Annotated in this window: 15 protein-coding genes; 3 read left to right on the top strand and 12 right to left on the bottom strand. The window is 64.3% G+C overall.

Annotated features, from left to right (window positions below; genetic code table 11):
• Window positions 1-327 precede the first annotated feature (327 nt).
• Window positions 328-810 (bottom strand): hypothetical protein, encoded by a 483-nt coding sequence (locus tag PQQ53_RS29235; protein ID WP_408328034.1) that lies wholly within the window; start codon window positions 808-810, stop codon window positions 328-330.
• 1,053 nt (window positions 811-1,863) lie between these two features.
• A complete protein-coding gene (locus tag PQQ53_RS29230; RefSeq protein ID WP_121319559.1) occupies window positions 1,864-2,136 on the bottom strand; it encodes a DUF1488 family protein in 273 nt (90 codons plus the stop codon).
• 749 nt (window positions 2,137-2,885) lie between these two features.
• On the opposite strand from PQQ53_RS29230, the gene PQQ53_RS29225 reads away from it, so the two are divergent.
• Together PQQ53_RS29225 and PQQ53_RS29220 are read left to right on the top strand one after the other, a co-directional pair.
• The gene (locus PQQ53_RS29225) at window positions 2,886-3,359 is read left to right on the top strand and encodes a GNAT family N-acetyltransferase (protein WP_408142047.1); all 474 of its coding nucleotides are present in this window, start codon (window positions 2,886-2,888) and stop codon (window positions 3,357-3,359) included.
• Window positions 3,360-3,414: 55 nt separating this feature from the next.
• Window positions 3,415-3,765 carry a DOPA 4,5-dioxygenase family protein gene (locus tag PQQ53_RS29220; RefSeq protein WP_408154218.1) on the top strand — a complete coding sequence of 117 codons (351 nt, stop codon included), beginning with the start codon at window positions 3,415-3,417 and terminating at the stop codon, window positions 3,763-3,765.
• 32 nt (window positions 3,766-3,797) lie between these two features.
• On the opposite strand, the gene PQQ53_RS29215 is transcribed toward PQQ53_RS29220, so the two are convergent.
• The 6 genes from PQQ53_RS29215 to PQQ53_RS29190 form a co-directional block, all read right to left on the bottom strand.
• Entirely contained in the window at window positions 3,798-4,109 is a 312-nt protein-coding gene (locus tag PQQ53_RS29215) for a high-potential iron-sulfur protein (RefSeq protein ID WP_408142043.1), read from the bottom strand.
• Window positions 4,110-4,159: 50 nt separating this feature from the next.
• On the bottom strand, window positions 4,160-4,849 hold the full coding sequence (locus tag PQQ53_RS29210; RefSeq protein ID WP_408142041.1) for a nitroreductase: 690 nt from the start codon (window positions 4,847-4,849) through the stop codon (window positions 4,160-4,162).
• Between the two features lie 129 nt (window positions 4,850-4,978).
• Window positions 4,979-9,901 carry a response regulator gene (locus tag PQQ53_RS29205; RefSeq protein WP_408328031.1) on the bottom strand — a complete coding sequence of 1,641 codons (4,923 nt, stop codon included), beginning with the start codon at window positions 9,899-9,901 and terminating at the stop codon, window positions 4,979-4,981.
• Between the two features lie 384 nt (window positions 9,902-10,285).
• On the bottom strand, window positions 10,286-11,008 hold the full coding sequence (locus PQQ53_RS29200; RefSeq protein WP_408328028.1) for a PepSY-associated TM helix domain-containing protein: 723 nt from the start codon (window positions 11,006-11,008) through the stop codon (window positions 10,286-10,288).
• A complete protein-coding gene (locus tag PQQ53_RS29195; protein WP_408142036.1) occupies window positions 11,005-11,688 on the bottom strand; it encodes a Fe2+-dependent dioxygenase in 684 nt (227 codons plus the stop codon). Before PQQ53_RS29195 ends, PQQ53_RS29200 begins: the two co-directional genes overlap by 4 nt.
• A gap of 71 nt (window positions 11,689-11,759) precedes the next feature.
• On the bottom strand, window positions 11,760-13,976 hold the full coding sequence (locus tag PQQ53_RS29190) for a TonB-dependent receptor (RefSeq protein WP_408328025.1): 2,217 nt from the start codon (window positions 13,974-13,976) through the stop codon (window positions 11,760-11,762).
• 461 nt (window positions 13,977-14,437) lie between these two features.
• On the opposite strand from PQQ53_RS29190, the gene PQQ53_RS29185 reads away from it, so the two are divergent.
• Window positions 14,438-15,433, top strand: coding sequence for an aldo/keto reductase (locus PQQ53_RS29185; RefSeq protein ID WP_408154208.1), 996 nt, complete (start codon window positions 14,438-14,440; stop codon window positions 15,431-15,433).
• A gap of 77 nt (window positions 15,434-15,510) precedes the next feature.
• Here PQQ53_RS29185 and PQQ53_RS29180 read toward each other — a convergent pair whose 3' ends face one another.
• The 4 genes from PQQ53_RS29180 to PQQ53_RS29165 all read right to left on the bottom strand — a co-directional run bounded on the left by PQQ53_RS29180 (window position 15,511) and on the right by PQQ53_RS29165 (window position 21,626).
• A complete protein-coding gene (locus tag PQQ53_RS29180; RefSeq protein ID WP_408328022.1) occupies window positions 15,511-16,071 on the bottom strand; it encodes a YbhB/YbcL family Raf kinase inhibitor-like protein in 561 nt (186 codons plus the stop codon).
• A 37-nt stretch (window positions 16,072-16,108) separates the two neighbouring features.
• A complete protein-coding gene (locus PQQ53_RS29175) occupies window positions 16,109-16,888 on the bottom strand; it encodes an ROK family protein (RefSeq protein WP_408328119.1) in 780 nt (259 codons plus the stop codon).
• 115 nt (window positions 16,889-17,003) lie between these two features.
• Complete coding sequence (gene zwf, locus PQQ53_RS29170; RefSeq protein WP_408142027.1) at window positions 17,004-18,620, bottom strand: glucose-6-phosphate dehydrogenase; 1,617 nt, start codon at window positions 18,618-18,620, stop codon at window positions 17,004-17,006.
• Window positions 18,621-18,782: 162 nt separating this feature from the next.
• A complete protein-coding gene (locus PQQ53_RS29165; protein WP_408328019.1) occupies window positions 18,783-21,626 on the bottom strand; it encodes an MGH1-like glycoside hydrolase domain-containing protein in 2,844 nt (947 codons plus the stop codon).
• Between the last annotated feature and the right edge of the window lie 35 nt (window positions 21,627-21,661).

The raw sequence follows: 21,661 nt of genomic DNA, 5'->3' as shown, positions 1-21,661 counted from the left end.
TTGATCGCACCGCTCACGGCACCCTCCGGCGGGAGCCGGACGGCAACACACGCGCTGGCGGCAAAGAGGGGAGAGCCAGTCTAGCAAGCGTGAATGACGTCGGCAAACCCGATGCGCCGCGCGCGCCGCCGTTCGGCGTGCTCCTTACGGAGACTCGTAACGGCCAGAGCGGCACCGCGTACGCAGATCTGACGGCGTACGACGAGTGATGCGCGTCGAGCGCGAGGTAATGCAATTGCCGAATGCAAAAAAACGCCCCTTGGGGCGTTTTTTTGCGCTGTGCTGTGCTCTTGCCTTGCATGGAGCCCGCTACGGCGTCTCCGGCTTTCAGACCGCCGCTTCCGCAACAGGCTGCGCCTGCGCGGAGCGCATCAAGCCTTCGATCATTCTTGCTTCCGCGCTCGCAATCTCGCTCAGCGAGGCAGCCGACAGTTGCCCGTCGAGAATCGCCAGCGCCGTACAGAGCTGCGCGTATTCATGGTCCTCGAGGGTCCACTGACCGTCTTCGTGTTCGCGCGTGTCGAGCCGAACCATCGCCGCATGGGCGCTCTCGATGTCCGCAAGCACGTCCTCGCCGACGCCAAGACGCGCCAGTTCCCGCGACACCAGCAGATGCCGGCTCAACGTCGTGTGGAGCGCCCGCGAACCCTGCCCGCGCCGGAATGCGTCGAGGGCCACATAGCCCTGCAGCAGCATGGCCGCGGTGACCGGCTCGTGCGACGTGCGGCTAAAGGTCAGCGCACGCAACAGCGGGGACATGGCCGATTGGGCCGATTGGCCGTGTTTGCGGACTCGCGATTTACTGGACATATCGATTCAACCTCCTTCACTCACTTCCGGCTTCGCCACCGAATTCTCGCGCTCGGGTGATCAACCACCGATGCGCTTGCGGCTCGACAGACTCTAATGTGAGTCTGCATCGCCATCGTGGCAAGCAACTTTTCGTCATACGTGCGCGATCGGACGCCCGCCTGCGCGCGGCGGCTCGCGACACGCGGCCGGCCGATGCCGAGCCGTATCGCAAATTGCAATGCCCGCATATCGGTTCGAAGCCGGCAAATACAAGTGCGTGATGCCGACCGGCAAAAAAAAACCCTGTTCCCGTGAAGGAACAGGGCCGGACAGGATGGAACAGTCGTGCATGCGCGTGGATGCCTGCCGACCTCTAACCACCTAAACCTTATCGAGCTGTTGCTACGTGAATTACTGTATTACCGCCAATGCCGGTGCTGCGTGAACCGCTGTTACTCCAGGATGCTGCCGCTCCAATCACCAGCGTTGCTGCTGTTGCTATCGTTGTTTCCACTGCGACTTTTACTGCCACTGCTGATGTTGCCTGAATCACTACCGCATCGCAGCCCGGTCCTTCGCCTTCGACTACCCCTGGCTGCAAACCCCCTGCTGCTTCGCGCATATCGTGCGGATCGCGCGTCGTTGCATTGCTTCTACTGCCTACTGCCTTACTGCCCTGCCGCGTTCGACAACCACGGCAAACTGCCATCAACGGTACGGTTCAAAACAACGCGGGGGATGACCGCGTCGATGGGCTCGGTGTTTTGTCGCGCCATGGAAAACAGTTTATGCGAGTGCATCCGCACGCAATTGCGCGAAGCGAGGGGCTTTGGCGGCCTAATTTGGCGAATCGGTGTAACAGGGGTTTTCGTCGGAGGTTAGCGACGGCCGGTGTCGGGCGCGGACGGCGGCTGGCAGAAGCGATGGGATCGGGCAGGCGACAAGGAGTACGACAACAAACACGCGTGCGACGGCACGATCGCCGTCGCACGCTTTCAGTTCAAACGTGCGCGCACAGCGGGCTCGCGAGCAGGCCACCCTGCCGCCCGCAAGAGATCGACTCGAAGAATATCAACCACGCGCGGCAAAATCGCTGATCGTCAACAACACTTTTTCACCGGGGCGCGCGAGCAGTTTTCTCTCCGCGACCGCTGTGATGCGTTTGCGGCCGTCCGCGAATGTCTTCAGCACGCGCGCCTCGGCCGCGCCGCGTTGCAGCCAGAAATGCTCTTCCAACGCCTCACGCGTGACGGCGCATTCGAGGTCCCGTCCTCGCGTCGAAAGCTGGAAAATCACCGCGCGTCCGTCCGCAGAGACGCTGGGTTCAAGTTCGACAACTTCCATGGCTCACCTCGCAAAGTTCGTTAAACCGTTCGCCGTATTGAACGAACGTCACCGAAAAAACTGAATGGAACGAAGACCCGCAACCCGACCGCTTCGACTGGGCAATGCGCGCGATTGCGTCGCCGCCACGCCCGCATTGACCGACGCACGCATGCGCGCGTGAATCGGCCAGCACAGCGGCGCATGGACGGGCGAACGTGCCGCCACGCATCCGGCGCCCACCACTCGCGGCCAATGCCACACGTTTGCGCAATGCGCAAACAACCTGTGTCAGGATAAAAGCCGGACGTGACGGCTTCGCCATCGACTCCGCGCATGACAGCGTGTGATTTCGCATCCCGCATTTTTCGTTCTTATGCCAGGCCGGCACCGTTCTCCGGCGTTCCCGCGTCTCGCTCGCGAGAGGCGCAACAAGCTCGGGCCAGCATGACGCGGATGAGACAAAAGCAAAGCACATGCCACCAAGCTTTGGCCGCCTCGCGCTGCCGGCCGCGCGACCCATGCCCGTCGCCCGCGCGCACCCTACGTCGGCTCGCAAACAACGGCCGCGCCTGAAACAGCGCAGCGCGACCCGCACCGCTCCCCAGTCGCACCCATGCCTGTCCGCATGAGCGGGCGGTCGCATGGATCACTGAAGTAGAAAGACGAAAACATAACCGCGTGGTAAAAAAGCGCTGCTGGCGCGACAATTCACGACCATTCTTACTCACCGCCCGCGCGGGAAACGTGCGCGTGGCAACGTTACCGACATGTCCGTTCAAGAACCTGCCCTGACCCTGCGCCCCGCGCATGGCGACGACGAAGCCTTTCTGTTCGAACTGCGCAAGGCCACGATGACGGAGCACCTCGCGCGCGCCGGCGAACCGACGGACGACGCCGAACATCGCGCGCGTCTGCTGCATCGTTATGACACGGCGCGGGTCATCTGTATCGACGGGGCACCGGCCGGCCTGCTGAAGGCGCATCGCACCGACGCCGAATGGGTGGTCGTGCAATTGCAGATCACGCCGGCGCTGCAAGGGCGCGGCATCGGCGAATGCGCGCTGCGTACGGTCTTGCGGGCCGCTCAGGCCGACGCGTTGCCGGTCACGTTGAAGGTGCTCAAGGGCAATCCCGCGAAACGTCTGTACGATCGGCTCGGCTTCGAGATCGTCGGCGAGGATGATGCACAGTTTTACATGAGGCGCGCAGCGCGCGCGTCCGCGGAAACCGAAGCAGAATGAATGTCGGATAAAGACTGATGCCAGCCGATACCGACTCTATGTGATGGACTCTGATATGACCTTTCGCGACACCTCCGCCATCGACAGCTGGCACGCCCACATTTATTTCGATTCGAGCAGCCGCGACGCCGCGTGGACCTTTCGCGAGCAGATCGAAGCGCACTGGGGCGGCCAGTTGCAGATCGGCCGCTTTCACGAGCGCCTGGTCGGCCCGCACCCGATGTGGTCGTATCAGCTCGGCTTCACGCAGGCGCAGTTCGCCGACGTGGTCGGCTGGCTCACGCTGAATCACGGCGCGCTCGACGTCTTCCTGCATCCGAATACCGGCGACGCGCTGCGCGATCACCGCGACGCGGCCGTGTGGATCGGCCGCTCCTACGAGCTGGTGCTGAAGTCGCTGATGTGAGCGGCGCCGCACCGGCCCGCATGCACACGTGCTCACAGAGTCGAGTACGAACTGCACCAGCCGCGCGCGGCGACCTGCTTGTCGCCGAATAGTGTGCAGCCGCCATAGGCATCCGTCGCCGCGCCCTGGAACAGCGAGCAGTTGGCGCACGTTTGTCCGGCCGCGAAGGCGGGATATTTCGCTTTGTCGACCTTCGACGCGTCTTCCACATAACCCACGGCTTTTGCCTTGGGATCGGTTTCGCTGAGCCGGTTCCCGGCGTCGGCAAAAGCGGCTTGCGACAGCACGAGCGATGAGCCGACGCCTACGCTCAGGAGGAGAAAATGGCGGCGCGATGTTTTCATGATGTTCCGATGGAAAGTGGGGGCGCTAACCCGACGTTTTAATGTGCCGATCAATCGAGGAACCGCGTGAACCGTTCAACCGGTTCGCGCTCGGTGCGCAGCGTGTTGACGAGAGCGGCTTCGTCGGCGAAACCGAGCGACATGCCGCACACCAGTTGCTCGTCTTCCGGCAAGCCGAGATGCTGCGCAATCACCCGATGAAACTGCGTGAACGCGGCCTGTGGACAGGTATGGAGACCACGCCCGCGCGCGGCCGTCATGATCGCTTGGAGGAACATTCCGTAGTCGAGCCAGCTGCCGCGCTCCATGACGCGATCGATCGTGAAGAACAGACCCGCCGGCGCGCCGAAAAAGCGATAGTTCTGCGCATGCTGTTCATGCATGCGCGCCTTGTCACCCTTTTCGATGCCGAGCAGACCATACAGATCCCAACCGATCTTGCGGCGCCGGTCGAGATACGGCGACACCCATCGCTGCGGATAGTACGGATATTCCTCGTGATACAGCGCGTCGCGCCGTGGATCGTCGTAAGCGGCGAGCAGATCGCGCGATAGACGCGCGAGCGACCCGCCCGTCACCACATACACTTTCCACGGCTGCGTATTGGTGCCCGAGGGCGCACGGCTGGCGGCTTCGAGAATGGCTTCGATGTCGGCGCGCGGCACCGGCTCGGGGAGAAACGCGCGAATCGAACGCCGCGTCATGAGCGCGGCATCGACGGGATTGGCGGGTGTGGGCATCGGCGGATTCCGGCAGAGGCGGCAAGGTGGCAGTCTGCGAAGATTCTAGCGCGAGCGCACGCTGTTCCGCTTTGCCGCCGGCAAGGCATGTGCGCGTGCATGCGTGAGCGGCGTCGCTCGTTGGCGCGGCTAGCTCAGCGGCGTTTTCAGCGCATCGATCAGATCGAGCACCTCGTATGGCTTGCGCAACGAGATCGCGTGCGGCAAGACCTTGCGTTGCTCCGGCGTCAGCGCGAGATCGTAGCCCGTCAGAAAGATCACGCGCAGATCGGGCCGCTCGCGGCACACGTCCATCGCCAGATCGACGCCCGACTTGCCGGCCAGCCCCACGTCGGTCAGCATCACGTTGATCGCGTGCTCGCTGAGCATCCGCTTCGCGTCCTGCTCGCCTTCGGCTTCCAGAATGTCGAAGTCGAAGGTCCGCAGCAACTCGGCGGTGCTCATGCGGATCATCTCGTCGTCTTCCACCAGTAAAATCCGCATGCGTGCCCCCACGGCAAAACTATCGGCGTCCGCCGCCGCAAACGGCGGATCGATTTGCAAAAGCTGGCGCTCGGCCTCAGACAGTTCAGCCGCCTGCGGGTTCTGCGACTGCAGCACGTAGCGGAACTTGCGCGCCAGCGCTTCGTGCGTGTACGGCTTGCTGAGCAGTTCGATGCCTTCGTCGAGCCGCCCTGCATGCACGATCGCGTTGTCGGTGTAGCCCGATGTGAACAGCACCGCGATGGTCGGCAAACGTTCACGCGCCTTGCGGGCCAGTTCGGTGCTGCGCAACGGACCGGGCATCACCACGTCGGTGAAGAGCATGTCGATCGGCACGCCGCTTTCGACGATCGCCAGCGCACTCTGCGCATCCTTCGCCTTCAGCACGCGATAACCGAGATCCGACAGCATCTCGACCACGGTGGTGCGCACTTCCTCGTCATCCTCGACGATCAGGACCGTCTCCGTGCCGCCCTTCGCGGGACCGGCATCGACATTCGTTTCGAGGTCTTCTTCCTCACGCACGCGCGGCAGATAAATGCGGATCGTCGTGCCGTGCCCCTCTTCGCTGTAGATCTTCACGTGGCCGCCGGACTGCTTGACGAAGCCGTACACCATGCTCAGGCCGAGCCCGGTTCCCTGGCCTTCCGGCTTGGTCGTGAAGAACGGTTCGAACACGCGCTCGCGCACGGTCGGCGACATGCCGGAACCGGTGTCCGTGACCGCCAGCATCACGTACTGGCCCGGCGTGACATCCACGTTGCGCCGGGTGTAGGCGTGATCGAGCGCGGCGTTGCCGGCTTCGATCGTGAGCTTGCCGTGGCCGTTCATCGCGTCGCGCGCGTTGATCGCGAGATTGAGCAGCGCGTTCTCGACCTGGAACGGATCGACCAGCGTATTCCACAGCCCGCCCGACACGATGGTCTCGATTTCGACGCCGTCGCCGAGCGCGCGCCGCAGCATGTCGTCGAGTCCGCGCACGAAGCGGCCGAGATTGACGACCTTCGGCGCGAGCGGTTGACGCCGCCCGAACGCCAGCAGTTGCGACGCGAGATTGGCGCCGCGCGCCACACCGGCCAGCGCATTGCGCACGCGTTGCTCGGGCTTCTCGGCACCGGCGACGTCTTTCGCGAGCAGTTGCAGATTGCCGCCGATCACTTGCAGCAGGTTGTTGAAATCGTGCGCGACGCCACCCGTGAGCTTGCCGATCGCTTCCATCTTCTGCGCCATGCGCAGCGCCTCTTCGGCGTGCCGCAGCGCCTCGGCGGTTTCCTTGTCGGCGGTGACGTCACGGCCCACGCCGTGAATCCGCGAGGTGGCGGGATCGAGCGCGAGCGTCCACGCGACCCAGCGCCACGTGCCGTCGATGCGCTTGAAGCGGTTTTCATAGCGCACCGGCAAACCGGTGCGGCGCAGTTCGGCGAGATGCGCGCTGACGAGGGCGACGTCGTCGGGATGAACCAGATCGACGTACGAGCGCGACATCAGCCAGTGCATGTTATGGCCGAGCGCGCTGCTCCACGACGGACTCACGCGCTGCAGGCGTCCCTCGATATCGGCCACCACCAGCAGGTCTTCGCTCAGCTCCCAGAGGCGGTCGCGGTCGGCCACCGTTTCGATCACGCGGCGCTCCAGCGTCTCGTTCAGATCGTGCAGTGCGCTTTGCGCCTTGGCGCGTTCGGCGATTTCCCTTTGCGCGGCCTCGTAGAGGCGCGCATTGTCGATGGCGATCGCGGCCTGCGCCGCGATGCCGGCCACGATCCGCTCCGCGCGCGCGGTGAACACGCCGGGTTCCGGATGACCGAAGAACAGCCCGCCGACCACTTCGCCGTTGCGTGACTGCACCGGCGCAGCCAGATAGCTGCGCACCTTCAGATGACCTTCCGGCATGCCGCGATATGGCGCGTTGTGGCCGTAGCGCGGGTCCTGCGTGATGTCGTCGACGCGCACGACGCCTTCGCCCTTGAACGTGGGACCGAACACTGCCGTGTTGCGCGGCATCGGGAACCGCTCGAAGGCGTCCTGCGGCACGCCCGACAGCGTGTACAGCATGTAGCTGCCGCCGCTGTCGTCGAGCACGTTGTAGAAGAACGAACCGAACGCGGCGCCGGTCAGTTCGGTGGCGGCGTCGGTAACGATCTGCACGGCGCGCTTCAGGTCGAGTTCGGCCGCCACGGTCGAACCGACGCGATTGAGGATTTCGAGCGTGCGCGATTCCTCGCGCAGTTTCAACTCGGTCTCGCGACGCAGCCGCGCAAGTTGCAGATTGCCCGACACGCGAGCCAGCAGCTCGCGCGACGAGAACGGCTTGGTCAGGTAATCGTCCGCGCCGTGCTCGATGCCGTCGACGAGCGCTTCCTCGCCCGCGCGGGCCGACAGCATCAGCACCGGCGTGTCGCGCAGGAGCGGATCGGCGCGCAGTTCGCGCAGCAGGCCGAAGCCATCGAGCCGCGGCATCATCACGTCGGACAGCACCAGATCGGGCGGTTCCGCACGCGCGGCGTCGAGCGCCGCCTCGCCATCGGCGGCAAGGCGCACGTCGTGGCCCGCCGCGCGCAGGATGCGGCTCATGTATTCGCGCAGGTCCGCGTTATCGTCCACGACCAGCAGGCGCGCGCTTGCCGACTTCGATTCGCCGGCGCCGGCAACCGAAGCGGATACCGGCGCCGAGGCCGCCGTCTCGTCGAGCAGCTCGTGCTCCGGGCTCCAGCGCAACGCGGCATCCACATAGGTGCGCGCGTGCTGGCTCATCGCCGCATGCACGGCGGCGTCGCCGGTGGGCACCAGCATCGCGCCGCGCGGCAGCACGACGGTAAAGCACGCGCCCTCGCCCAAGCGGCTGTCGACCACCACGGTGCCGCCATGCAGCTTCACCAGTTCCTGCACCATCGCGAGGCCAATGCCGCTGCCCTCGACCGAGCGGCCCGGCGCGCCCGCCACCCGATGAAAACGTTCGAAGAGCCGCGGTACTTCTTCTGCCGCAATGCCGATGCCGCTGTCGGTCACGCCGACTTCGACGCCGCCGCCTTCGAGCACGCGAACCGTCACGCGGATCGTGCCGAAGAACGTGAACTTGTACGCGTTCGATAGCAGGTTCATCACGACCTTTTCCCACATCTCGCGATCGAGCTGCACGATCACGGGACTCGCCGGCATCTCCAGTTCGAGGCGCAAGCCGGCCGCCTCGATCGCGGACTGGAACAGCGAGGCGAGTTCGGCGGTGAACGACGCGATGTCGGTGGGCTGCGTGTGAATCTGCATGCGCCCCGCCTCGATGCGCGAAAAATCGAGCAGCGCATTGACGAGCTTCAACAGACGCAAGCCGTTGCGATGCGTGATCTCGATCAACGCGCGGTCGTCGACGTCGGCGCCCGGCTTGTGTGCGTCCGCGCTGACACCGGGCTGCGGCCTCGCGAGCAGTTCTTCGAGCGGGCCGAGCATCAGCGTCAACGGCGTGCGGAATTCGTGGCTGATGTTGGAGAAGAACGTGGTTTTCGCGCGGTCGATTTCGGCCAGCGCTTCCGCGCGCCGCCGCTCTTCCTCATAGGCCCGCGCATAGCCGATCGCCGCGCCGATCTGGCCGGCGGCCAGGTTCAGGAAACTGCGATACGCGTCGTCGTAAAGACGGCAAGGATTGAGGCCCGCGATCAGCACCACCGCATGGGTCGTTTCACTGCCCGGCGATACCGGCAGGATGACCGCCTGCTCCGGCGCGAGATGCCATGGACCGGCCGGCAACGCGCTGCCGAAAAGCTGCGTCAGACCACGCACCATCTGCGGCGCCTGGACCTTCAGCACGTCGGCGAGCGGCCAGCGCGCAGCGCCGTCGATGCGCATCGACTCGGGTGCGCCGGGATGCCCCGGCTCGATGCCGCTCGCGCCGACCAGCGTGGCCGTCGCGCCGCCGGGTTCGACCGCGTACAGCAACGCGAACGGCAGGTCCTGCGCGTTGGAGCGCAGCGCACGCGCGCTCAGTTCACACGCCTCGCGCCAGTCGCGGCCATCGGGGCTCGCCGCCGCCAGTTCCTTGAGCAAGGCGAGTTGCCGCTCGCCGACCACCCGCCGGGTGTCGTCGCTGTTCGCGCAGATGATGCCGCCGGGCTCGCCGTCGTCGCCGGGAATCGGGCTGTACGAGAAGGTGTAATAGGTCTCCTCGGGGAAGCCGTTGCGCTCCATGATGAGCAGCTTCTGTTCGACGAAGGTGCCTTCGGCGCCGGTCAATGCGGTGTGCAACAGCGGCTCGATGTCCGGCCAGATTTCGGCCCACACGACCCGCGTCGGCTGACCGAGCGCGACCGGATGCTTGCCGCCGATGATCGATTTGTACGGGTCGTTGTAAAAATAGAGCAGCTCGTCGCCCCAGCCGATCCAGATTGGCTGCCGCGACGTGAGCATGATGCGGATCGCGGTCTTCAGCCCTTGCGGCCAGGTGTCGGGCGCACCGAGCGCGGTGCGGCGCCAGTCGTAGGCGCGGATCAGCGCACCGAGTTCGCCTCCGCCAGCAAGAAACGACGGCGCGGTCGGACCGGCATGCGGTACATCCGACAGGAAGCGATCCGGCTCTTTCAACGCGATCTCCTCGGCGCGGCAGGTCAAAATTCGTGTGACCGCTGTTGCAAAAGCGGTGCCCGATACGACGGATGGCTAACGATGACGGCGCACTTGTAGTAGCGCGATTCAGTAGCGCGATTCAGTAGCGCGATTCTCGCATGCAGCGGGTTGCCGGAGGAAGAAGAGATGAGCGCCAGGGCTCGAAACGACGGGGTTTGAGCGCCGCGCGCCGACCCATGGGTTGGCGGGGCGGATGGCATCGGTCAATCATGCAATGCGGCGCGGGCAATGCCGGTACAACGCAGGTAAAACGTACCTCGACGCAGGGTGCGCCCAAGGCGAACGTCACGGTCGGGCGGCGAGCGCCGCCGACCGGACTCCTTCAGTCAGGCTAAGCCTGCTTCATATCGAACTCATGCACACGGCGGCGGCAATCGAGCCCAGCACCAGCACCACGCCCACCGTCTTGCGCTTGTTCAACTCCGTCCACAGCAGCACGCCCGTGAGCGACAGCAGAATGAGGCTGCCCGCGAGCGTGTCGATCAGCAGCACCCAGCCGACGCTCAAGCCGACGCCCTTGTGCAGATTCGTCAGCATCGCGAGGAAGGTGTTTTCGCTGCGCTTGACCGTCACGTAACCATTGCCGACCCAGTACTCCGCCGACGTGTTTTCATGCGGCGATGCGAAATTCAGTTGCCAGTGCTCGGGCTGGACGACGCTGCGCTCGCCCCACGCGACCGGATGCGCGGGCTCCTTCTGCACGCGCCCCGGGTTGCCGGCGATCTTCAGTTCGTGCTTGAGCCACTTGCCCAACTCACGCGGCGTATCCGGCGCCGGTTGCGGCAACGGCACCTGCAACACCGACACTTGCGGCTCGCCGGTCGACACTCTCAGCGGCCCGCCGCGATGGTTCAGAAAGAACCCCGTGGTGCCGAACAGCAGGCCGAGCGCCGCGCCCCACAAACCCACCCAGCCATGCACCTTGCGCAGCCATTTGATGAAGCTCGCGCGGCGCGAGCGCTGCTGCCGCGACTTCAGGTCACCGCTGTCGAGTTGTTGCGGCTCGCGCGCGGCGCGGTCCACGCCGGCCGCCGGCTGCATGTCGATCGTGTCGGGGACGCTCACGTTTCACTCCAGGTACGCAGTAGATTGTGATAACAGCCGACGAGGCTGCGGCGTGCGGTGTCGTCGGCATGGGTGGCATTCAGGCGTTGAATCGCGGTGTCCATGTCGAACAGCAGCGCGCGTTGCGTATCGTTGCGCACGAGGCTTTGCACCCAGAAGAAACTGGCGATGCGCGCGCCGCGCGTGACCGGCGTGACCTGATGCAGACTGGTGGCCGGATAGACGATCATGTCGCCCGCCGGCAGTTTCACCTGCTGCACACCGTAGGTGTCTTCGATCACGAGTTCGCCGCCGTCGTACTCGTCGGGTTCGGAAAGGAACAGCGTGACCGACACATCGGTGCGCAGCTTCACGCCGTTGGGCAGCACGCGCACCGCCCCGTCGACATGACTGCCGAACTGCATGCCGCCTTCGTAGCGGTTGAACAGCGGCGGATACACCTGGTTGGGCAACACCGCGCTGATAAAGAGCGGATTGCGCTCGATCGCCGCGAGAATCACGTCGCCGAGTTCACGCGCCACCGGCGTGTGCTCGGCGATCTGCTGGTTGCGCTTGACCGGCGCGCCCTGATAACCGGCGGTCGCACGGCCATCGACCCAGGCGTCGCCGGCCTGCTCGAGCCGTTCGCGCACGAAACGCAAGCGTTCGGCGTCCAGTACTTTCGGAATCTGCAGCAACATGATGTTTCCTTTGCGTCGGGCTCGGCGGTTTCGCCAAAACCGCTGAGCCTACCGTATCCGCCCTGTCCGTATCAGAAGCGGTAGTCGAAGGTCGCCAGCAGCGTGCGTCCGATACCCGGCACCGAGCGGCCGCCGTCCGACGGAATCAGCGCGTCGAAGTACGCCTTGTTGGTCAGGTTCAGCAGGTTCAGACGCACGTCGAACTTCTTCGCGTGATAGGCCGCGGTCGCGTCCCAGCGTGTGTAGCCCGGCACCCGCACGTAGTTGGTGTTCGATGCATAACGCGGCGACATGTAGATCGGGCCGCCGCCGATTTCCCAATGCGGCGTGATCGCATAGGTCGTCCAGAGCGTGAGCGTGTTGCGCGGCGTGTTGGCCGGCGTGTGGCCTTGCGTGCCGTCGAGCGCCTTGAGGATCACCGCGTCCATGTACGTGTAGCCGCCGAACACCTGCCATTTGTCGGTGATGTGGCCGGTCACGCCCGCCTGGAAACCGTCCACGCGGATGTCGCCGGCGAGTTCGTACTCGGTCGGCGAGACCTGCGTGCGGGCGTTGTCCATTTCCTCGCGGAAGAACGCGGAGGTCACGGAGATATTGCCGCCGAACAGATCCCACTTGCCGCCGACTTCATACGATTTGGTCGATTCCGGTGCGAGGTTTTGCGTCAGGTTCGTCACCGTCAGGTTTTCGAGCGACGGGTTGAACGACGTGCCGTACGACACGTAGTACGACTGCCAGTCGGTCGGCTGGTAAATCACGCCCGCGCGCACGCTGGTGAAGAAGTTGGTCTGACTCGCGTAACCCGGCGCGCTGATCGAGTTGGTGATCGATGCCTGGAAACGATCCCAGCGCAAGCCGCCGATCACCTTCCAGTGCTGGTTCAGGGAGACGGTGTCGTTCAGGTACGCGCCGATTTCGGTCGCGCCGGAGTTGGCGTAGTTGCCGACCGTGGTCGTCACGTTGGACGGCGTATCCATGATCGGCGGATTCAGCATCGGCACGATCGGCAGGTTGTTGCGCGTGTACGCCTGGTTCGAATAGCTGTCGTGACCGATCTCGAAGCCGGCGATCAGGTCGTGCTTGATCGGCCCGGTGTCGAATTTGTATTCGAGCATCGTGTCGTTGTAGATCGCGCGGTTCTCGATCACACGGTCATGGCTCTGCAGCTTGATGAACAGCTGCGATGGCGACAGCGTCGTGAAGTTGCCGTTGGTCAACGCGGTGCTCGACGACAGCGGCCCGGTCAGCACCGCCTGCGGCGCGGTTTCGCGCGCATCGGTCTCCGAGTGCGAGAACTGCGTCTGGTTGGTCAGCGTGAGCGCGTCCGAGAACTTGTGCTTGATCGCGGCGGTGAAGATCTGCACATCCTGGATCGTGCGGTCGTCGGTCAGGCCGTAGAAGGTGTTTCTCGGCACCGGCGACGGAGCGCCGTTCAACGCCTGGATGCCGTAGTCGGGCATGTCGTGGTTATGCTGGATCAGCGCGGACAGCGTCACCTCGGTCGGCGTGCCGATGCCGAAGCGTACTTCCGGCGCGATGCCGAAGTCCTTGTTCTTCATCACGTCGCGCGTCGAACCGAGGCTTTGGCCGAATGCGTTCAGGCGAATCGCCGCGGTATCCGTGAGCTGGTGGTTCACATCGACGGTGGTGCGGTAGCGGTCGTCGGTGCCGACCATGCCCGAGACTTCCGCGAAGTCCTTCAACTGCGCCTTCTTGGTCACCTGATTGATCACGCCGCCCGTCGAGCCGCGGCCGAACAGCATCGACGACGGGCCGTACAGCACTTCGAGCGATTCCAGATCGAAGGTGTCGCGATAGTACTGGTTGCGGTCGCGAAAGCCGTCCAGATAGATGTCGTTCTGTGCGGTGAAGCCGCGCAGGTTGATGTTGTTGCCGATCTGGCCGCCTTCGGCGGCGCCGATCGTCACGCCGGGCGCGTTGCGCAGCGCATCCGTAAACGACGTCGCGCCTTGCGAGGCGAGCAGGTCTCGATTGATCACGGTGACGGTTTGCGGAATATCGCGCAATGCGGTCGGCGTCTTCGCCCCCACCGTCGAGCGTTCCGCCTGGAAGTCCTGCTGCTCGGCCTGCGCCGCGACGCCGATGGCGGGCAGCGTACCGCTGTCGGCGATGGCGTTGGTCGATGCGCCTGCGGGTGCGTTTGCCGGATTTTTATCGGCCGTTGGTTGCGACGCGGCTTGAGGCGCGGTCTGCGCGACAGCCGGTGTCGCAAATGGAATGGCAAAAGCTAGCGCTAACGCAGTCGCAAGCGGCGTATGGTTGAACATTGGAAATCCCGTCAGGTGTGCGCTTGCCCATTCGCATGTCTCCCATGGAATAGGTGGCAAGCCGCATTTGGCTGGCTTCCGGTCGCCTGAACTGAAGCGGCAGTGACGGGATGGCTGGCTGGTGGCAATAGTCAAATGAGAATCGCTATCATTCCACATGTCCCAAACCGCATCAATCGCGCGAGGTGTTACCTCGCGTAATGGAATTGTTTCCGTCTTTTACGGACGTATGGATTTCGTAATTTTTATTCCGCTGAAGATAGCATTTTATTACGATATGTAATTCACGATTCGCGGAATTCGAATACCAGCAAGCCGACAATCCTATTGGATTTCCAGTACAAACCTTCAATTAAATAACAAAATATAAGCGCCTACAGCCAACATTTATTCGCAACACCATTTATCATTTTTGCAACACTGTCCCCCCTCCTGTCCCGCTCATTTTGGAGTTGTTGACCATGCAATACCGTCAATTCGGCCGCACCGGCCTGACCGTTTCGCGTCTGTGTCTCGGCACGATGACCTTCGGCCTGCAGACCGAGGACGAAGTCTCGCATCGTATCCTCGACACGGCGGCGGACGCCGGCGTGAACTTCATCGACACGGCCAATGTGTATCCGCTCGGCGGCGACGAGCAGATTGCCGGGCGCACGGAGGAGATCATCGGACGCTGGCTGAAGGGCAAACGCGAGCGCTTCATTCTCGCGACCAAGGCGGTGGGCAAGATGGGACCGTCGGCGTGGGACCAGGGTGCCTCGCGCAAGCATCTGCTCGATGCGATCGACGCGTCGCTGCGCCGGCTCGGCACCGACTACGTGGACCTCTACCAGCTCCACTCCGACGACGCGAACACGCCGCTCGACGAAACGCTCGAAGCTCTCGATACGATCGTGCGCTCAGGGAAAGCGCGCTATATCGGCGTATCGAACTTTCTCGCATACCGGCTCGCGCGCGCGTTGGGACGCGCCGACGTCTTGCGCGTCGCGCGTTTCGTGTCGGTCCAGCCGCGCTATAACCTGCTGTTCCGTCAGATCGAACGGGAGTTGCTGCCGCTGGCCGCCGAGGAGCAACTGGCCGTGATGCCGTACAACCCGCTGGCGGGCGGCTTGCTGACAGGCAAGCACCGGCTGGATGCCGCGCCGGAGAGCGGGCGCTTCACCGAAAGCGTCGGCAAGGCCGGTGCGATGTACCAGGAGCGGTACTGGCACAAGCGCGAGTTCGAGACGATCGAACAACTCAAGACGATCGCGGCGCAGGCCGGCGAGTCGTTGACGCGGATTTCGCTCGCGTGGGTGCTGGCCAATCCGCTCGTGACGTCGGCGATTATCGGCGCGAGCCGCGCGGAGCAGTTGAGCGATACGCTCGCGGCATCCGAACTCGTGCTCGATACGCAGATCAAGACGCAACTCGATGAAGCCAGCGTGCAATATCGCTGGGGAGACGCGGCCAGATAAGCCGCGCCAGTTTCACGGCGGTTCCGCAGCGGCGTGGCGACGCGACCCAGCACCGCCCCGCCGCGAGTCGGGCTGCATCAGCGCCCATATCGCAGCACCGTGCTCGTCGCGGCAATCACGTGATCCTTGATCGCCGCGAGCAACGCATCGCGGGTCAAGCCGGCCGGCAATGCATCGGGCGGCAGATCGAGCGCAAAGACCTGGACGACGTAGTGATGCGGCACGTCCCCGATCGGCGGACACGGCCCGTAGTAACCGGTAGCGCCCGTGCGATTCGTACCGGCGACACTGCCGGGCGGCATGGCCGCACCCGCTGCCAACCCCGTCGTCGACGGCGCGATGCCGTACAGCACCCAATGCACGATGCCCAATCCCTTCGCGCCGTCGGGATCAAAAATCGTGACCGCGAAACTCTTCGTGCCCGCGGGCGCATTACGCCATTGCAGCGCCGGCGACACGTTGCCGCCGCCGCAATTGTTGGCGCTTGCCGCATGGCTCGAATCGAGCGCGCCGCCGTCGGCCAGACCGGGCGATGCGACCGCGAACGCTTCCACCGCGTACGCCTGCACGCTCGCGAACGCGAATACCACGCAGGCACTGGCGCAGCGCAAACGCCGTGCAAAGCCGCTTTGCGTCATTGTGTATCGCCCCTCGTCAGAACTTCACCGCAGGGCGTCATTTGAACGGCCCGCTGCGTTGATTCGCTTCGGGCAACTGCCGCGTTTCGCGCAGCGAGCGCGGATGCCATAAGCGCGCGCCGCCTTCGATACCGGCATCGTTCGAGACGGTTGCCACGTTCGCCGGCAGATCGAAGTTGAGACGCGCCGCGTTGCCGCCGCCGATCCACAACTTGTCGTAGTTCACCAGCGATTCCAGAATCCCGATCACCTTGTGAACGCGCCGGTTCCAGCGCTTGTTCCCCGCCTTCTCGCGCGCGGCCTCGCCGATGTACTCGTCGTACGCGACGCCCTTCTTGCTGACCGGATGATGCGCGAGTTCGAGATGCGGCATCAGCTCGCCGTCGCGGAACATCGCGGTGCCCGCGCCGGTGCCGAGCGTCAGCACGAATTCGAGGCCATGTCCTTCGATTGCGGCGAAGCCTTGCATCTCGGCGTCGTTGATCATGCGCACCGGCAAGCCGCCCAGGCGCTGCGCCAACGCGTCGGCCAGCGGGATATCGTGCCAGCCTTCGAGCCCGAAGTGCGGCGCGGTCAGAATGCGGTTGTTGCGCACCACGCCCGGAAAGCCGATTGACATCAACGTGGGCGGCGCCTCGTCGACGAGCGGCGCGACCAGCTTCGCCAGCGTATCCACCAGCTGATCCGGCGTGCACGGATGCGGTGTGGCCACTCGCACACGTTCGGTTTTCATCTGGCCGTCCGCGTCGATGATCGAGGCTTTCAGGCCGGTGCCGCCGACGTCGATTGCCAGAATCCGCTCGGCGCTGCCCGCCACTTTCGTCTTGCCGGCTGTCTTGCCGGCTGTCTTGCCTGATGTCCTGCCTGATGTCTTGCTTGCTGCCGTACGTTTAGCCACGGTGTCCCCCGTTAAGTTGGTGCGCGTGTTGGCCTTACTTCTTCCCGACTGGATTCCTGTTCAACGGCCGCCATGCATGGCCATCGCGTGCGAGCAGCGCGTCGGCCTGCGCGGGGCCCTCGCTGCCGGCCGCATAACCGTGCACCGGCATGGCGCCGCCGCCTTTCGGATGCAGCACGTCGTCCACCGCGCACCAGCTCGTTTCGATGCTGTCGGCGCGCTGGAACAGCGTCTCGTCGCCGAGCATGCAGTCGTACAGCAGCGTCTCATAGCCGACGTTCGCGCTCGCCGCGAAGAAGTCCGCATAGTCGAACGACGATTGCACCGCGCCGATCTGCATCACCGGCCCCGGCGTTTTCACGTTGAAGTCGAAGCTCGTGCCGTGCGCGGGATCGATGCGCAAGGTCAGCACATTCGGCGTGAGCGCGTCGACCGGCGTATCGCGAAACAGGCGGAACGGCACCGGCTTCAGTTGCACCGAGATTTCCGTGCGGCGCGCGGCGAGCCGCTTGCCGGTACGCAGATAAAACGGCACGCCGGCCCAGCGCCAGTTCTCGACGAACACGCGCGCCGCCGCGTAGGTCTCGGTCGTGCTGCCGGGCGCGACGTCTGGTTCCTCACGATACCCGACACCCGCCGCGCCCTTGTCGTATTGCCCGAACACGACGTCGTCGGGCGTGAGCGGCTGGATCGCGTCGAAGATTTCGGCTTTCTTGTCGCGCACGGCTTCGGCGTCGAATGAATTGGGCGGCTCCATCGCGACCATGCCGAGCAACTGGAACAGGTGGTTCGGCACCATGTCGCGAAACGCGCCCGTCTGCTCGTAGAACTTGCCGCGCCCTTCCACGCCGATCGTTTCCGCCGCGGTGATCTGCACGCTGTCGATATATTCGCGCCGCCATACCGGTTCGAACAGCGCATTCGCGAAACGCACCGCGAGAATGCTCTGCACGGTGTCCTTGCCGAGAAAGTGATCGATGCGATACACCTGCTCTTCTTTTGCATACGACAGGATGTGCGCGTTCAGATCGCGCGCCGAGGCGAGATCGGTGCCGAACGGCTTCTCGATCACGAGACGGCGGAAGCCGCTACCGTCATTCCCCTCGCCTTCCTTGAGCAACCCCGCCTTGCCGAGATGCTCGACGATCGGTTTGAAAAAGCGCGAGCCGACCGCGAGGTAGAAAATCACGTTGCCACCGGGCGACTGCGCGAGCTTCTGCTTGAGCTTCGTGAAGGTGTCGTCAGTTTCAAATTCGCCGGCCATGTATTCGAGGCGTTGCGCGACCCAGTCCCATGCCTGGTCGTCGAGCTTGCCGGCGTGGAAGGTGCTGGCTTTGTCGGCGGCGAATTGCTGGAGCGACTTGTGCAGATCTTCGCGCCACTCGGGCGTCTCGCGCTCGCCGTGATTAACGCCGATGATTTTCATCGCGCCATCGAGCAGGCCGTCCACCGCGAGGTTGTACAGCGCGGGCATCAGCAGCCGCTTGGTGAGGTCGCCGCCGGCGCCGAAGATCACGAGCGTGCAAGGCGGCGCGGGCCGCTTGCCGGGTGGCGACGCCGGTGCATCGTGTGGACTCGCGCTGACCTTGCAGCTCGGCGCCTGAGCGGCGGCGGGATGATCGGAAGCCTGGGTGTTCGGTGTAGTCGACATGGGATTCACTTGAGGAAGCCAATGGAACGGACGTGGCGGTACATGAAAGACCACGCTTGAACCCACACAGTTCAAAAACGATCACGCCAGTTGCAAGATGCGCGGCGTTACAGAGCCACAGGGCCGATCTCATCCCGCAGCGTGCGGGTCGGCCGCGGCCCATTACTTGGTCACTGGAACTGCGACTGCGGGCTCGGGCTCGGGTGCGGGTGCGGGTTCGGGCTTGAGCACGCGTGCCGGGGTTGCGGTTTGTGCCGCAGCCCCAACCGCCGCACCGGCCGCCATGGGAATCGGCGCCCGCTCCGGCTCGCCCGCGAGCGGTACGTTGCCCGATGCCGCCATCGCACGGGGCTGCAGCAGCAACGCGACCAGCCCGCTCCAGCCGGTCTGGTGCGAAGCGCCGACGCCGCGTCCGTTATCGCCGTGAAAATACTCGTGGAACAGGACCAGGTCAGCCGACTTCGGGTCGGCCTGCAACAGCGGATACGCGCCCATCACCGGCCGCTCGCCGTCCTTGTTCTTCAGAAACAGCGTGGTCGCGCGGCGCGCGAGTTCGTCGGCGATTTCGCTCAGCGAGAACTTCTGCCCCGAACCGGTCGGGTATTCGACGCGGAACTCGTCGCCGTAATAACGGTGAAATTCGTATAGCGATTCGATCAGCAGGTAGTTGACCGGCATCCACACCGGACCTCGCCAGTTCGAATTGCCGCCGAACACGCGCGTGTCCGATTCCGCCGGCAGATACTTGACGCAGAAACTGTTGCCGTTGTGATTGAACACGAACGGCTGATCGCGATGAAAGCGCGACAGCGCCCGCACGCCGTGATCGGACAGGAACTCGCTTTCGTCGAGCGCGCGCCGCAGCAACGCTTTCATCCGATGACCGCGTAGCAGCGACAGCAGCAGCGCGTTGCCCTTACCGGGCTCGTTCCAGCGCGACACCAGCCTCGCCAGATCCGGCCGATGCTCGAGGAACCACACGAGCCGCTCGCGCAGGCACGGCAGCTCGCCATGCAGACGCTCTTCGAGCACGTGCACGGCGAACAGCGGAATCAGACCGACGATCGAGCGCACCCGCATCGGCACGTTGCTGCCGTCGGGCAGGCGCAGCTTGTCGTAGAAGAACTCGTCTTCGCTGTCCCACAGGCCCGTATCGCAGCCGTCGTCGCAGCTCACGGCTTCGGCGATATACAGGAAGTGCTCGAAAAACTTCACGCCGATATCGACGAACACGTGGTTCGCATACGCGAGTTCGAGCGCGATGCGCATCAGGTCGAGCGCATACGCGGCCATCCATGCGGTGCCGTCCGCCTGGTCGATGTGGCCCCCGGTCGGCAGCGGCGACGAGCGGTCGAAGATCCCGACGTTATCGAGCCCGAGGAAGCCGCCCTGAAATATATTGTGGCCGTCGGCGTCCTTGCGGTTCACCCACCACGAGAAATTCAGCAACAGTTTATGAAAGACGAGTTCGAGAAAATCGCGATCCGCCTTGCCGGTCATCGCGCGATCGATCTCATACACGCGCCATGCGGCCCATGCATGCACCGGCGGGTTGGCGTCGCCGAGCGCCCATTCGTAGGCGGGCAGCTGGCCGTTCGGATGCTGATAGCGGTCCTTCACCAGCAGCAGCAACTGACGCTTCGCGAACGCCGGGTCGATCAGCGCGAACGCGGCCGCATGAAACGCGAGGTCCCACGAGGCGTACCACGGGTATTCCCACTTGTCGGGCATCGACACGATGTCCGCATTGCACAGATGCCGCCAGTCCGCATTGCGGCCGTGCTTGCGGCTCGCGGGCGGCGCGGGTTGCAGCGGATCGCCCTGGAACCAGCGTTGCACGTCGTACTGGTAATACTGCTTGGACCACAGCATGCCGGCGAGCGCCTGGCGCTGCACGAGGCGCGCGTCGGGATCGGCGATCTCGTGTTGCAGCGCGCCATAGAATTCGTCGGCCTCGGCGATGCGGCGCGCGAACAGTGCGTCCGCGTCGAACTGCACGTCGTCGGGCGCCGACTGCGGACGCCAGCGCAGGTACACCACCGCGCGCCCGTGCGGACCGAATTCGAGCGCCGCATGCGCGCCGGCCTTGGTGCCGCCGTCGTGACGTATCGCGTGCTGGTCGCCATGCACGAGATAGTCGTTGAAGCCGTCCTTGAACGGGCCAGCGCCGTCCGTGTTGAACAGACGCTTGACGTTGGTGTCGTTCTCACAGAAAAGCCACGCGAGCTGCGGCGCGTCCTTCGACCACGCCGTCACGACAATCGGTTCCTGCCCATGCTGACGCCCGATCAAATGCGCGTCACCGTTGTGGTCCGTGCCGGCGAGCAGCGACGGCTTGTCCTTGTTCTCCTTCCACGACCACGAATTGCGTGCCCAGATTTGCGGCAGCACGTCGAGCGACGCGGATTCGTCGGCGCGATTCTCGATCGTCACGCGCATCACGATGTCGTCGGGCGCGTGTTTCGCGTATTCGATCTGCACGTCGAAATAGCGCAGATCGTCGAACACGCCGGTATCGAGAATCTCGTACTCCGGCATGTCGCCGCCGCGGCGCGCGTTTTCCTGCACCAGATCCTCGTACGGGAAAGCGGCGTGCGGGTATTTGTAGAGCATCCGCATGTACGAATGCGTCGGCGTGCCGTCGAGATAGAAGTACAGCTCTTTCACGTCCTCGCCGTGATTGCCTTGAGCGTTGGTGAGGCCGAACAGGCGCTCCTTGAGGATCGGATCCTTGCGGTTCCAGAGCGCGAGCGACACGCACCAGCTCAGCTTGTCGTCGCCGAACCCGGCGATGCCGTCTTCGCCCCAGCGATACGCGCGGCTGCGCGCATGATCGTGCGGGAAGGAGTCCCAGGCGGTGCCGTCCGGGCTGTAATCCTCGCGCACCGTGCCCCATTGACGCTCGCTCAGATACGGGCCCCAGCGCTGCCAGTGGGCGCAGTCGGCCGAGTGCAGGCGGGCGCCTTCGAGAGTGGCGAGCAGATTGGCAGCGCGCAGCGGTGGCATAACGTCGTCCTTGCTTCGGGCCTGGCGGTGGGACA

Source organism: Paraburkholderia strydomiana (assembly GCF_046030495.1).
Lineage (GTDB): Bacteria > Pseudomonadota > Gammaproteobacteria > Burkholderiales > Burkholderiaceae > Paraburkholderia > Paraburkholderia strydomiana_A.
Note: the sequence above shows the minus strand (reverse complement) of the source record. Positions and strands in the feature narration are given on the sequence as shown.

What these genes read in the sequence shown, in the direction of transcription:
- PQQ53_RS29235 (WP_408328034.1), bottom strand. Translation starts at nt 810, where the DNA reads ATGTCCAGTAAATCGCGAGTCCGCAAACACGGCCAATCGGCCCAATCG.
- PQQ53_RS29230 (WP_121319559.1), bottom strand. Translation starts at nt 2,136, where the DNA reads ATGGAAGTTGTCGAACTTGAACCCAGCGTCTCTGCGGACGGACGCGCG.
- PQQ53_RS29225 (WP_408142047.1), top strand. Translation starts at nt 2,886, where the DNA reads ATGTCCGTTCAAGAACCTGCCCTGACCCTGCGCCCCGCGCATGGCGAC.
- PQQ53_RS29220 (WP_408154218.1), top strand. Translation starts at nt 3,415, where the DNA reads ATGACCTTTCGCGACACCTCCGCCATCGACAGCTGGCACGCCCACATT.
- PQQ53_RS29215 (WP_408142043.1), bottom strand. Translation starts at nt 4,109, where the DNA reads ATGAAAACATCGCGCCGCCATTTTCTCCTCCTGAGCGTAGGCGTCGGC.
- PQQ53_RS29210 (WP_408142041.1), bottom strand. Translation starts at nt 4,849, where the DNA reads ATGCCCACACCCGCCAATCCCGTCGATGCCGCGCTCATGACGCGGCGT.
- PQQ53_RS29195 (WP_408142036.1), bottom strand. Translation starts at nt 11,688, where the DNA reads ATGTTGCTGCAGATTCCGAAAGTACTGGACGCCGAACGCTTGCGTTTC.
- PQQ53_RS29190 (WP_408328025.1), bottom strand. Translation starts at nt 13,976, where the DNA reads ATGTTCAACCATACGCCGCTTGCGACTGCGTTAGCGCTAGCTTTTGCC.
- PQQ53_RS29185 (WP_408154208.1), top strand. Translation starts at nt 14,438, where the DNA reads ATGCAATACCGTCAATTCGGCCGCACCGGCCTGACCGTTTCGCGTCTG.
- PQQ53_RS29180 (WP_408328022.1), bottom strand. Translation starts at nt 16,071, where the DNA reads ATGACGCAAAGCGGCTTTGCACGGCGTTTGCGCTGCGCCAGTGCCTGC.
- zwf (WP_408142027.1), bottom strand. Translation starts at nt 18,620, where the DNA reads ATGTCGACTACACCGAACACCCAGGCTTCCGATCATCCCGCCGCCGCT.
- PQQ53_RS29165 (WP_408328019.1), bottom strand. Translation starts at nt 21,626, where the DNA reads ATGCCACCGCTGCGCGCTGCCAATCTGCTCGCCACTCTCGAAGGCGCC.